Below are 12,510 nucleotides of genomic sequence, written 5' to 3' on the forward strand. Positions count from 1 at the left end.
CCGAATGCGGCCGCATTCTGACCGCATTTTCGGGAAGAATCGGCACATGGCCGACGTGACGGAACGGATGCTCGCGCTGCTGTCTCTCCTGCAGACCGGTCGGGCGATCGGTGGCACCGAACTCGCACGCCGGCTCGAAGTCAGTCCGCGGACGCTGCGCCGCGACGTCGACCGCCTCCGCGGGTACGGGTACCCGGTCGAGACGCAGCCCGGTCCCGGCGGTTTCTACCGACTCGCCGCCGGGCGAACGATGCCACCGCTCGTTCTCGACGACGACGAGGCCGTCGCTACGCTGCTGGCACTCGCCTCGCTCGCCTCGGTGGGGCTCACGGACGGCGGCCGCGACGATGCGGCGAACCACGGCATCGACGATGCGGCGTCCCGCGCGTACGGCAAACTCGACCAGTTGCTTCCCACTCGACTCCGACCGCTGCTCACCGCGATCCGTGCCGGACTGGAGACCAGTCCCCAGCAGGCACCGACGGTGACCGCACAGCACCTGGGCACCATCGCCGAGGCCATCACGAACCGGGAGACGATCACCTTCCGTTATGTCGACGCAGCGAGAAACACCACCGAGCGACGCGTCGACCCGTACCGCCAGATCCACCACCTCCTGCGGTGGTATCTGATGGGCTGGGACACCCGACGCGAGGACTGGCGCGTGTTCCGGGTCGACCGCGTGCACGATCCGGTCCGTACCGGACACCGCTACCCGATACGGGATCTGCCGAACGAATCGGCGACGGAATACCTTCGGCAGAACTTCCGGCGAGGCAAGGAACCGGTGGATCTGCTGGTCGATGCGCCGGTCGAACACGTCGTCGACGCACTGAAGTTCCAAGAATTCCGGATCCGCGCCGCGAACGACGACAGCACCACTGTCGGCATCGATGTGGACTCGTGGCAGTGGCTCGTCCACATCCTCGCCTTCGTCGATGCCGACTTCAGGATCGATGGCAGCGAGGCTCTTCTACGCTCGTGCCGGCTGTTCGCGCAGCGACTGTCTGCCGCAACGCACGATTCCCGCACCGACCCGGCCTTGCCGCCCGATAAGCTCGGCGGATGGCACCACTGAACCCTGATCTCGCAGGTCGGGTATTCCCACCGACGAACTATCTCGTCGGCCGCGAGAAGATCCGTGAATTCGCGCGCGCCGTGCGCTCGACGAACCCGCTCCATCACGACGTCGAGGCATCCCGCGCAGCCGGGTTCCCCGATGTGGTCGCACCACCGACTTTCAGCACCGTGGTGCTGGGTCCGGCCGTGACCCAGCTGATGGAGTCCCCCGGCACCGGCATCGAGCTGCACCGGGTCGTCCACGGTTCGGAGAAGATCGAATACCGCCGGCCCATCGTCGCCGGCGACGACCTGTCGACCACGTTGACCATCGTCGATGTGTCCGAGCGCGGGGGTAATTCCTTCCTCTCGACGATCTGCGAAGTCTGCGACGAGACCGGTGCACTGGTCGCAACGGTGACCTCGAGTTTCCTGCATCGAGGTGACGCATGAGCCTGCCCACCCGCCGCGCGTTCGGCGATCTCGAGGTCGGTGCCGTCGTCGCCAAGGCCGAACCGAGGATCACCCGCGACGACCTGGTGCGCTACGCGGGCGCATCGGTCGATTTGAATCCGATCCACTACAACGACGTCACAGCAGCCGAGGTCGGACTTCCCGGGGTGCTCGCGCACGGGATGCTCACTGCGGCCTTGGCGCTGCAGACGGTGGTGGACTGGATCGGCGATCCCACCGCGGTGATCTCGTACGAGACCCGGTTCACGCGGCCCGTGGTCGTCGATCCGGTCGACGGCGCCACACTGTCGATTTCCGCCAAGGTCGCCCGACTCGACCCCGACGAGCACACGGCGCGGATCGACATCACAGTGAGCTACGAGGGTCGCACCGTCCTCGGAAAGACGCAGGCCCAGATCCGGTTCTCGTCCTGACCGGAGTGTCGGTCCTCGTTCACCGCGCGAGCGGGGTCCTGTCCGCGAGACCGGACAGGACCTCCGGCAACGGTGCACGGTGCAGCACCCCGAGACGCTGGGTGGCACGAGTCAGTGAGACATACAGATCCGCTGCTCCGCACGGTGATTCGGCAAGGATCCGTTCGGGTTCGACGATGAGGACCGCGTCGAATTCGAGGCCCTTGGTCTCCGAGGGCAGGACCGAGCCGGGGACGCCCGACGGTCCGATCACGACACTCGTTCCTTCTTCGAGGGCTTCGACACGCACGAATTCCTCTACGGCGCTGTCTAGTTCGTCGCTACTCACCAGCCTGGACCAGGGTACCACCCCCGCCTCGCGGACCGACTCCGGCGGTGCGATGCCAGGCGCGAAGTCGGCGAGCACACCGGCGGCAACGGTCATGATTTCGGCGGGTGTCCGGTAGTTCACTGTCAACGATCGGTACATCCACCGTCCAGGAACGTACGGCTCGAGCATCTCGCTCCACGACGTCGCCCCCGCCGCCGATCGACGCTGAGCGAGATCACCGACGATCGTGAAGGATCGCCCCGGACAGCGACGCATCAGCACTCTCCAGTCCATCTGGGACAGTTCCTGAGCTTCGTCGACGACGACGTGTCGGTAGGTCCATTCCCGATCCGCTGCCGCGCGCTCGGCGAGGTCGCGGGTGTCACGCGCGGTGAAGCGCCCCGCCAGATCGGAGCCGTAGAGCATGTCCTGCGCGAACAGGTGGTCTTCGTCGTCCATGTGGTCTTCACGGTTCACCAGGACGTCCAGCACTCCCGCTGCGTAGTCGGCCTCGGCCGCGAGTTCGCGTTCCGCGGTGTCATCGACGGGGCCGGTGCGTCCGAGGAGATCGACGAGTTCGTCGAGCAGCGGCACGTCGGAGACCGTCCACGCGTGGCCGTCGGCGCGCCACAGCGCCCGATCGGCACCGGCTGCGCGCAGCCGTGCCTCCGACGTGTAGAGCTGCGCCAACAACTCCTCCGGCGTGACGATCGGCCAGAGTTCGTCCAACGCGGCCGTAAACCGTTCGTGCTCTTCGAGTTCGACGCTCAGATCCGAGCGCATGTCCTCCCATGCCTGCTTGTCGGACCGATCCAGCCATCCGCGGCCGATCCGTGCGATGGCACGTTCGGTGAGCACCCACGTGACGATGTCCGCGAAAACCGCGCGGGCCTCGTTGTGCGGCAGGCCGCTCGCCCGCGCTTCGTCGATCGCCCATTGCGCGGTCTCGGCGTCGATCCGCACTGTGACATCGGTCAACTCGATCATGATCGGGTCGTGCGGTTGCCGCTGCCGGTCGGCGATCGCTGCTGCCAGCACCTTGAGAATTGTCGACGATCCCTTGAGCCGCGCCACGTCCGGCGCGTCCTCTGCGGTGACATGCAGTCCGGGAACCAGGTCCCCCGTGGTCGTGAACACCACGTCGGTCTCACCGAGCGACGGCAGCACGTGCCCGATGTGCCGCAGGAACTCCGGGTTGGGTCCGACGACGAGCACGCCGTGGCGTTCCATCCGTTCGCGCTGGGTGTAGAGCAAGTAGGCCACACGATGCAGCGCCACCACCGTCTTGCCGGTGCCGGGCCCTCCCTCGATGACGAGTACGCCCGGGTGGTCGAGTCGGATGATCGCGTCCTGTTCGGCCTGAATCGTCGCCACGATGTCGCGCATTCCGTCGCCGCGCGGCGCGGTCAACGCGGCAAGCAGCGCCGAGTCCCCGGTGTCGTCGTCCGACGGACGCCCGAGCGATTCATCGGTGAAGTCGACGATCTCCTGTCCACGGGTGTGGAACTGGCGGCGTCGACGCATGCCCTCGGGATTCGCCGCGGTCGCCACGTAGAACGGTCGTGCAGCCGGCGCCCGCCAGTCGAGCAGCAACGACTCGTAGTCGTTCGCCTCGTCGAGGAGCCCGATCCTGCCGATGTAGGAGCGCTCGCCTGACGCTGCGTCCAACCGGCCGAAGCACAGTCCGGCATCTGCCACGTCCAATCGTGCGATCGCCCGGGCCTGCGCGCGTACCTCGACGTCGCGTTCCATCGGTGAGTACCCACTGTCACGCAGCGCCACCTCGTATCGTGCCGATGCGTCGGCCCGTTCCGAATCCAGTCGTGCGTGGAGCCGTGACACATATCGCCGTTCGGAGTTCAGCTCCTTTTCGTGCCTCTCCTGCTGTTCGCGTCGAGTCGTGTGTATGTCGTCGAACGTCATGACGATATTTCCCCTCTCCCGGCCGGGCGCAACCGTGACGTGCACGGATCCGGCCAGGAGGATGATTCTGGGGTACACCGGGGGTCTTGCCGCAAGCCCCCGGGTGAGCTATATGTTGAAGAGGGAAGGACGTAGCAGTGGGAATTGCCCAATGCAACGTCCTATTTCTTTTCCGGACCGAACGCTTTCCGCGTCATCCGCTTCGACACGATCCCCATGGCCGTGATCGCGCCGATCACCCCGACGAGTGCCACGATCAGACCGATCACCGGTTCCGGCTTCAGCACCACGATGACAAGGGTGGCGACGAGCAGCACCGCCGCGGCCGCGCCGAGCGCCGACATCGCGAGTTTGCCGATCGACAGATCGCCGGTCGGCTCGTCGGGCTGTTTCCCCTCGCCCGGTGTACTCACAAGGAGCTCACCCAATTCCGCAGCAGCACGGCACCCGCGTCACCGGACTTCTCGGGGTGGAACTGCGTCGCCGAGAGTGGACCGTTCTCGACTGCGGCGAGGAATCGGCTGCCGTGCTCGGCCCAGGTGAGGCGCGGCGGGGCGAGACGCTCGGGTTCGGGCAGTTCCCAGGTCTGCGCCGCGTAGGTGTGGACGAAGTAGAAACGTGTGTCGGCGTCCATTCCGGCGAACAGGACGGAGTCCTTCGCCGCCTCGACGGTGTTCCAACCCATGTGGGGCAGCACGGGGGCGTCGAGACGCTCGACGGTCCCGGGCCATTCACCGCACCCCTCGGTCTCGATGCCGTGTTCGACGCCCTTCTCGAACAGGATCTGCATGCCGACGCAGATGCCGAGTACCGGGCGTCCCCCTGCGAGGCGGGTACCGATGATCTTCTCGCCGCCGACGCTGCGCAGGCCGCGCATGCAGGCGTCGAATGCGCCGACGCCCGGGACGACGAGACCGTCCGCGGCGAGCGCGATCTTGGGGTCGGAGGTGACCTCGACGTGCGCGCCGGTGCGGGCGAGTGCCCGTGTCGCGGAGTGGAGATTTCCCGAGCCGTAGTCGAGGACGGCCACCGTGGTTGCGCTCATGGTTGTCGATTCTATGTGGAGGGACGGGGACGCTCGGACGGGCCGGCGAGCCTCGCGAGCAATGGAAGTGTGGGGACGAGCAGGGCCGCGACGACGAAGGCCGCCGGGTAGCCGGATGCGGCGGCTACTGCCCCGAGTGCGAAGGATCCGGCTCCGGTGCCCGCATCGAAGCCGATGTTCCATGCGGCACTCGCGGATCCGATGTGTTCGGAACCGGCGCGCCGGAACGCGACGAGCAGTGCCTCGTTCTGCACGATGCCGAAGCCGAGCCCGAAGCACACCGAGGCTCCGATCAGGGCGCCTGCGCCCGCTCGACCGTCGGCGACGAGAGCGAACGGCACCATTGCCACCGCGGCGAGGCCGAGACCGACGGGCAGCATCCGGCCCGCGCCGAGGCGGTCGGCGAGGGCACCCGCCCCGAACCGTCCGACGAGCGTGGACGCACTGAGCACGGCCAGTGCGGTCGGGACGGGCAGATCGGCGACAGCGATCCGCAGCAGTGATGTCAGACCGCCGTAGGCGATGGCTCCCGCTCCGACCGCCACCATCGGGAACAACAGCATCCGCAGCGGGATACGACCGGTCGGTGGCGATGGGCGTTTCGGTGTCTGCGGCAGCCGGAATGCTGCGACGAGAGCAGCCGAAGTGACGATCGCCCCGAGGAGGAACACCGGTGTGGTGGAGTAGCGTTCGGCGATCGCCAGGCCGGCGGGCAGGCCGACCATCTGCGACGCAGCGATCCCGACACCGAGCGCCCCCGTCGCCCGGCCGAGCAGGCGTGGAGGTGCGAGTTCGCCCACCAGCGCGGATGCAGCGACGGTGATCATGCCGAATCCGATCCCGCGCACCGCGGAGATCCCGAGGACAGCAACCGGCGCCACGGACACGAGGAAGAGCAATGATGGCGGACCGAGCAGCAGGCAACCTGCGACGAGCGTGGCGCGGTGGCCGTAGGTTCGCATCAGTCGCGGCATGGCGACCTGCGTGAGGACCGTGGTGAGCATGAACACCGCTGTCACGGAGCCCGCGAGTGTGTCGGATCCCCCCGCTTCGGCGATGGCCCAGGGCACGACGGGCAACAGCAAAGAGAATCCGCCGAACGCTGCGGCAGCCAGTATCCACGCGGCAGGGAGCCCGCGCACGCGAAGCAGTGCCGGACGGTCCTGCGTCACGTCAGGTCAACCTGAGCACACCCGCGATCACGGCTAGCACCGTGATCGCAAGGAGAACCCCGGCGAACAGGAGATTCCGGGATTTCCACATCGACCACGTACCGCCGGCCGTGATCCCTGCGGCGAGGAAACAGGCGTAGGTGAGGAGAACGTCCATCGATTACAGGCTGCCCTTGGTCGACGGCACACCACTCACGCGCGGATCCGGTTCGACGGCCTCGCGCAGTGCGCGCGCGACAGCCTTGAACTCGGCCTCGGTGATGTGATGCGGATCGCGGCCGTAGAGGACGCGCACGTGGAGCGCGATGCGCGCGTGGAATGCGAAGGACTCGAACACGTGCCGGTTGATGACGGTCGAGTAGGGCACACCCGGGTATCCACCGATCACCGAGTGGGCCATGTAGTCGGGTTCGCCGGTGAACACGCAGTAGGGGCGTCCGGAGACGTCGACGGACGCATGCGCAAGGGTTTCGTCCATCGGAATGAAGCAGTCGCCGAATCGGCGTATTCCACGCTTGTCGCCGAGAGCCTGGTTGAACGCCTGTCCGAGGACGATCGCCGTGTCCTCGACGGTGTGGTGCGCCTCGATCTCGATGTCGCCCTTGGCGTGCACGGTCAGGTCGAACGAGCCGTGCTGACCGAGTGCGGTGAGCATGTGGTCGTAGAACGGAATACCCGTTGCGATGTCGGTGCGTCCACTTCCGTCGAGGTTCACCTCGACGATGATGCTCGATTCTCTCGTGGTGCGTTCGACCTTGGCGATGCGGTCCGTCATCGGTGTGCCTCGATTTCCGTTGCGGCGAGTAACTCACTGACCCGCAGAAGTTCGTCGTTCTCGTGTGCGAGTCCGATTGTGGTGCGCAGATAGCCCGGGATTCCGACGTCCCGGATCAGGACGCCGTGGTCGAGGTATCGCTGCCAGGTGGCGGCGGCGTCTGCGAAGCGCCCGAACAGGATGAAGTTGGAGTCCGACGGGATCACGTCGTATCCGACCCGGGTGAGTTCGGCGGCGACGCGATCACGTTGCGCGGCCAGTTCGGCAACCGATCCGAGGGTGGCGTCGGCGTGGCGCAGCGCTGCCCGTGCGGCAGCCTGTGTGATCACCGACAGGTGGTACGGCAGGCGCACGAGCAGCAACGCATCGATCACCGCCGGGGCCGCGGCGAGGTAGCCGAGTCGACCACCGGCGAATGCAAAGGCCTTGCTCATGGTTCGCGAGACGATGATCTTCGCCGGGTACTCGTCGATCAGCGCCAGCGCACTCGGCACGGCGGAGAACTCGGCGTATGCCTCGTCGACGATCACGATCCCCGGGGCAGCGTCGAGGATCGTGCGCAGCTCGTCGAGCGGGATGCTGTGTCCCGTCGGATTGTTGGGGCTCGTGACGAACACGACGTCGGGTCGCCGGTCGCGGATCGCGGTGACGGAGGCCTCGATGTCGAGGGTGAAATCGTCGCGCCGGTAGGTGGGCAGCCATTCGGTCTGTGTTCCGTCGGCAATGATGGGGTGCATCGAATACGAGGGCACGAATCCCATTGCGCTGCGGCCGGGTCCGCCGAAAGCCTGCAGGATCTGCTGCAGCACCTCGTTGGATCCGTTTGCTGCCCAGACATTCTCGATCCCTACCGCGATACCGGTCTGCCGAGTGAGGTACGCAGCGAGATCGGTGCGCAGGGCGACGGCGTCGCGGTCGGGGTAGCGGTGCAGTTGTGTCGCGGCCTCACGAACCGACTCTGCGACGTCGTCGACGAGAGCCTTCGTCGGCGGGTGCGGGTTCTCGTTCGTGTTGAGCTGAACGGGCACCGTCAGCTGGGGGGCACCATACGGCGATTTGCCGCGCAGGTTCTCGCGCAGTGGCAGGTCGTCGAGGGTGACGGAATCACCCGGTACCACCGCGCTCACTTCAGTGCCTCGAAGCGCAGTCGCACGGCCTCGCCGTGTGCAGGCAGGTCCTCTGCGTTCGCAAGAGTGATCACGTGGCCGGACACGTCTTTCAGAGCCGCTTCGTCGTACTCGACGACGTGGATTCCCCGCAGGAACGTCTGCACGCTCAGCCCGGATTGGTGCCGCGCGCAGCCGGCGGTGGGCAGTACGTGATTCGAGCCGGCGCAGTAGTCGCCCAGCGAGACCGGGGCCCACGGGCCGACGAAGATCGCTCCGGCCGCCCGGACCTGCGCGGCGACGCCGGCTGCGTCCTCCGTCTGGATTTCGAGGTGTTCGGCCGCATAGGCGTTGACCACGCTCAGGCCCTGCGCGATGTCGTCGACCAGCACGATGCCGGACTGGCTTCCGGACAGTGCGGTGGCCACACGCTCGCGGTGCTTGGTGAGTTCGAGCTGCGCAGCGAGCGCAGCGTCTACGGCGTCGGCAAGTGCGGGGCTCGTGGTCACCAGCACGGATGCCGCCATGACGTCGTGCTCGGCCTGGCTGATCATGTCGGCTGCGACGTGCACGGCGTCCGCGGTGTGGTCGGCGAGGATCGCGATCTCGGTGGGACCCGCCTCGGCATCGATACCGACCACCGATCGGCACAGTCGCTTGGCGGCGGTGACGTAGATGTTGCCGGGGCCGGTGATCATGTCGACGGGGGCGAGTTCGGCGCCGTCGGTGTCGGTGCCGCCGTAGGACAGCAATGCGATGCCCTGGCCGCCGCCCACCGCCCAGACCTCGTCGACGCCGAGCAGTGCGGCCGCCGCGAGGATGGTCGGGTGGGGCAGGCCGCCGAAGTTCTTCTGCGGCGGCGACGCGATCACGAGCGATTCGACGCCCGCGGCCTGCGCGGGGACGACGTTCATGACGACGGAAGACGGGTACACAGCGTTTCCGCCGGGTACGTACAGTCCGACCCGGTCGACCGGCACCCAGCGTTCGGTGACGGTGCCGCCGGGCACCACCTCGGTGACGGTGTCGGCGCGTCGCTGGTCGGCGTGCACCTTACGGGTGCGTTCGATGGCAACCTCGAGGGCCGCACGTACCGCGGGATCGATCTCGGCGAGGGCGCCTTCCAGTTCGGCGGCAGGCACGCGAACGCTGTCGGGTCGTACGCCGTCGAACTTCTCGCAGTAGTCGAGCGCGGCCTCGGCACCGCGGTCGCGGATATCGTCGACAACGGGACGAACGTGATGCAGCACCGCGTCCACATCCACTCCGCCGCGGGGCAGTGCGCCCCTCAGCTCCGCAGTGGTGGGAGTACGACCGCGCAGGTCGGTGCGGGCAAGCATGAGGTGTCCTCTCTCGCTGATCAGGGAGCACTGTCCATTATCCGCATAGACAGTAGATAGAGCACACGCGGGTGGGACGCCCGCGTGAGTGGGTCACCCGAAGAGCCGGTTCGCTGCCGCACCGACCTTATGCTGGCGGAATGAACCAGGACGACGAGCGCCCGACCACTCTGGGCGAACTCATCCGACGCCAGCGCGAGCTCGCGGAACTCCCGATGCGCCAGCTGGCGTCGATGGTGGGCATCTCGAACCCGTATCTGTCGCAGATCGAACGAAACCTGCGGGCGCCGAGCGATCGTGTCCTCCATGCGATCGCCGAACAGTTGCATATGTCGGCGGATGCGCTGGTGTCGCAGGTCACGCCGGACACCGACGGAGAGTCGGCGGTGACCAAGGCACTTCGCGAGGATCCGGATCTGACCAATGCCCAGCGGCGGTCTCTCGAGGAGATGTACGAAGCGTTCCGGGAGGTCACTGTCGCCAAGCGACGACGCGGTGGTGAATCGGCGAACTCCGACGTCGAGTGAGCAGATTCACATTTGCGCAGGTCAGGGGTTTTACTCACGGTTGGGCGGCAGGTCAGGACCGTATGGGCCGCGCCTACCCCAACGTGCACTCGGCATGTACCTTGCGGTAAGGTGCGCGGCCGCCACGGAGGTGTCAGCCTCGAGGTAACAACCGACCCAGTTCTGGAGTTGCCCCGGTGCTCAACAATCTGCAGAAGAAGATCTCGTCGTCGCTCGACCCCATCGGGTGGGGGCCGGCGGTCGCGTCCGTCGCCGGCCGCGCCGCGAAGAATCCGCGTGCGATCGCCGAAGCCACCACGGAGTACGCCAACCGTCTCGCACATATTCCGGCGGCGGCGACCCGCGTGTGGAATGCGAGCGAACCCCAAGCCCCGGTGCCGCCGGACCCGAAGGATCGACGCTTCGCCGATGCGGCCTGGAAAGAGAATCCCGCGTACTTCTCGTTGCTGCAGAGCTACCTTGCCACCCGCGAGTACGTCGAAGAGCTCGTCGACGCGGGCGAGGGTGATGCACTGGCCGACGCCAAGGCACGCCAGTTCGCGAACCTGATGTTCGATGCGCTGGCACCGTCGAACTTCCTGATCAATCCCGGTGTGCTCGTGCGCGCACTCGACACCGGTGGCGCAAGCCTGGTCCGCGGGGCGAAGTTCGCCGTGGATGATCTGGTGCATCGCAAGGGAATTCCGCTGAAGGTGGATCGTGAGGCGTTCACCCTCGGCGAGAACATGGCAGCCACCCCGGGCAAGGTCGTGTTCCGCAACGATCTGATCGAAGTGATCCAGTATGCCCCGCAGACCGAGAAGGTCCATGAGATCCCGATCCTGGCCGCGCCGCCGTGGATCAACAAGTACTACATCCTCGACCTCGCCCCGGGGCGCAGCCTGGCAGAGTGGGCGATCCAGCGCAATCGGACGGTGTTCATGATCTCGTACCGCAACCCGGACGAGACGATGCAGGACATCACGATGGACGACTACTACCGACTGGGCATCGCCACCGCCCTGGACGTCGTCGAGGAGATCACCGGCGCCTCGCGGATCGAGGTGCTCTCGATCTGCCTCGGTGGTGCGGTAGCGGCGATGGCCGCGGCGAAGATGGGCGCGATCGGCGACAAGCGGATCAGCGCGTTCACGATGCTCAACACTCTTCTCGACTACAGCGAGGTCGGCGAACTCGCCCTGCTGACCGACCCTGCGACTCTCGACAAGGTCGAATTCCGCATGAGCAGGCAGGGGTTCCTGTCCGGGTCGGAGATGGGCGGCACCTTCGACATGATCCGCGCGAAGGACCTGATCTTCAACTACTGGGTGTCCCGGTGGATGAAGGGCGAGAAGCCTGCGGCGTTCGACATCCTCGCGTGGAACGAAGACAGCACTCGTATGCCCGCGGCGATGCACTCGCATTACTTGCGAACCCTCTACGGACGCAACGAACTCGCCGAGAAGAAGTACGAACTGGACGGGTCCACCCTCGATCTGTCGGACGTCACCTGCGACACGTACATCGTGGGTGCGATCAACGATCACATCGTGCCGTGGACGTCGTCGTACAAGGCCGTGAATCTGCTCGGTGGCGATGTGCGGTACGTACTCACGAGCGGCGGACACGTTGCAGGCGCAGTCAATCCGCCCAATCCGAAGGCCTGGTTCGAGGCGGTCGGCGCCCCCGACGACGAACCGGTCGCGCTTCCTTCGGATCCGAAGTCGTGGCATGAGAAGGCCACTCGCCACACAGCCGCATCGTGGTGGGAGGACTGGACGGTGTGGTCGACCAAGCGTGCAGGCAGCCTGGTTGCACCTCCCTCCATGGGCAGCAAGGAACATCCGGTCCTCGGCGATGCACCCGGGACGTACGTCTTCAGCTGACCCCTTGCGCGTTAGCAATCATTTTGCTAACCTGCTAACAGCGTCATTCGCGGCGCACCGACCTCATACAGCGCTCCACTTCCGCGCTCAACGAAGGGAAACACCATGACTGCTCCCGCCAAGCCCGCCGCCAAGGCCACCGAGACCGCCGCCAAGGCCGCCACCGACGCCACCGCGACCGCGCAGAAGACTGCGGAGAAGCTCACGGCAAGCGCCGCGGCCGCCGCCGACAAGGCTGCTGCCGAGCTGACCAAGACGGTCGACGAGACCACCGAGCGTGTCAACGAGTTCAACGCCAAGTTCGTCGAGGCCGCCAAGCAGAGCGGCAACCTCGGTGTCGACACCTACGAGAAGGCAGTCGGCAGCATCCTGGATATGCAGGAGAAGTTCGCCGAGGCCACCCCGGTCGAGTGGGTCGCCGACATCGCCAAGGCGCAGGTCTCGTTCGCCCGTGAGCTCACCAGCACTGTCACCACCACGGCACGCGACCTTCTCAAGTAG

The 12,510-nt window shown here is 66.4% G+C and carries 14 protein-coding genes; 6 read left to right on the forward strand and 8 right to left on the reverse strand.

From position 1 onward, the window contains the following. Positions 1-46 precede the first annotated feature (46 nt). From MWU77_RS18750 to MWU77_RS18760, 3 genes are read left to right on the forward strand one after another with little or no spacing between them, the layout of a single operon-like run. Positions 47-1,078 (forward strand): YafY family protein, encoded by a 1,032-nt coding sequence (locus MWU77_RS18750; protein WP_247274465.1) that lies wholly within the window; start codon positions 47-49, stop codon positions 1,076-1,078. Continuing rightward, entirely contained in the window at positions 1,066-1,512 is a 447-nt protein-coding gene (locus tag MWU77_RS18755; protein WP_247274466.1) for a MaoC family dehydratase N-terminal domain-containing protein, read from the forward strand. The genes MWU77_RS18750 and MWU77_RS18755 overlap by 13 nt, the downstream gene beginning before the upstream one ends. Beyond that, positions 1,509-1,946, forward strand: a complete 438-nt coding sequence (locus MWU77_RS18760; protein WP_247274467.1) for a MaoC/PaaZ C-terminal domain-containing protein — start codon at positions 1,509-1,511, stop codon at positions 1,944-1,946. The genes MWU77_RS18755 and MWU77_RS18760 overlap by 4 nt, the downstream gene beginning before the upstream one ends. Positions 1,947-1,965: 19 nt before the next feature. Here the strand turns inward: MWU77_RS18760 and helR are convergent, their stop codons facing one another. The 8 genes from helR to hisD all read right to left on the reverse strand — a co-directional run bounded on the left by helR (position 1,966) and on the right by hisD (position 9,617). Beyond that, a complete protein-coding gene (gene helR, locus MWU77_RS18765; protein WP_247274468.1) occupies positions 1,966-4,179 on the reverse strand; it encodes an RNA polymerase recycling motor ATPase HelR in 2,214 nt (737 codons plus the stop codon). Positions 4,180-4,340: 161 nt separating this feature from the next. Next, positions 4,341-4,523: a hypothetical protein gene (locus MWU77_RS18770; protein WP_240958945.1), complete on the reverse strand. Its 183-nt coding sequence runs from the start codon at positions 4,521-4,523 to the stop codon at positions 4,341-4,343. Positions 4,524-4,588: 65 nt separating this feature from the next. Continuing rightward, positions 4,589-5,224 carry an imidazole glycerol phosphate synthase subunit HisH gene (gene hisH, locus MWU77_RS18775; protein WP_247274469.1) on the reverse strand — a complete coding sequence of 212 codons (636 nt, stop codon included), beginning with the start codon at positions 5,222-5,224 and terminating at the stop codon, positions 4,589-4,591. Positions 5,225-5,235: 11 nt separating this feature from the next. Further along, positions 5,236-6,366: an MFS transporter gene (locus tag MWU77_RS18780; RefSeq protein WP_247274529.1), complete on the reverse strand. Its 1,131-nt coding sequence runs from the start codon at positions 6,364-6,366 to the stop codon at positions 5,236-5,238. A 31-nt stretch (positions 6,367-6,397) separates the two neighbouring features. Continuing rightward, on the reverse strand, positions 6,398-6,553 hold the full coding sequence (locus MWU77_RS18785; RefSeq protein ID WP_169686566.1) for a hypothetical protein: 156 nt from the start codon (positions 6,551-6,553) through the stop codon (positions 6,398-6,400). Positions 6,554-6,556: 3 nt separating this feature from the next. Continuing rightward, positions 6,557-7,171, reverse strand: a complete 615-nt coding sequence (gene hisB, locus MWU77_RS18790; RefSeq protein WP_169686563.1) for an imidazoleglycerol-phosphate dehydratase HisB — start codon at positions 7,169-7,171, stop codon at positions 6,557-6,559. Then, the gene (locus tag MWU77_RS18795; RefSeq protein WP_247274470.1) at positions 7,168-8,298 is read right to left on the reverse strand and encodes a histidinol-phosphate transaminase; all 1,131 of its coding nucleotides are present in this window, start codon (positions 8,296-8,298) and stop codon (positions 7,168-7,170) included. Before MWU77_RS18795 ends, hisB begins: the two co-directional genes overlap by 4 nt. Then, complete coding sequence (gene hisD / locus MWU77_RS18800; RefSeq protein WP_169686559.1) at positions 8,295-9,617, reverse strand: histidinol dehydrogenase; 1,323 nt, start codon at positions 9,615-9,617, stop codon at positions 8,295-8,297. Before hisD ends, MWU77_RS18795 begins: the two co-directional genes overlap by 4 nt. A gap of 140 nt (positions 9,618-9,757) precedes the next feature. Between hisD and MWU77_RS18805 the strand changes: the two genes are divergently transcribed. From MWU77_RS18805 to MWU77_RS18815, 3 genes are all read left to right on the forward strand, one after another. Then, positions 9,758-10,144, forward strand: coding sequence for a helix-turn-helix domain-containing protein (locus tag MWU77_RS18805; RefSeq protein WP_169686557.1), 387 nt, complete (start codon positions 9,758-9,760; stop codon positions 10,142-10,144). A 176-nt stretch (positions 10,145-10,320) separates the two neighbouring features. Then, positions 10,321-12,009, forward strand: coding sequence for an alpha/beta hydrolase (locus MWU77_RS18810; RefSeq protein ID WP_169686555.1), 1,689 nt, complete (start codon positions 10,321-10,323; stop codon positions 12,007-12,009). A gap of 105 nt (positions 12,010-12,114) precedes the next feature. Further along, positions 12,115-12,510, forward strand: a complete 396-nt coding sequence (locus tag MWU77_RS18815; RefSeq protein ID WP_169686553.1) for a hypothetical protein — start codon at positions 12,115-12,117, stop codon at positions 12,508-12,510.

The organism is Rhodococcus sp. F64268, from assembly GCF_023015605.1.
Taxonomy (GTDB): domain Bacteria; phylum Actinomycetota; class Actinomycetes; order Mycobacteriales; family Mycobacteriaceae; genus Rhodococcus.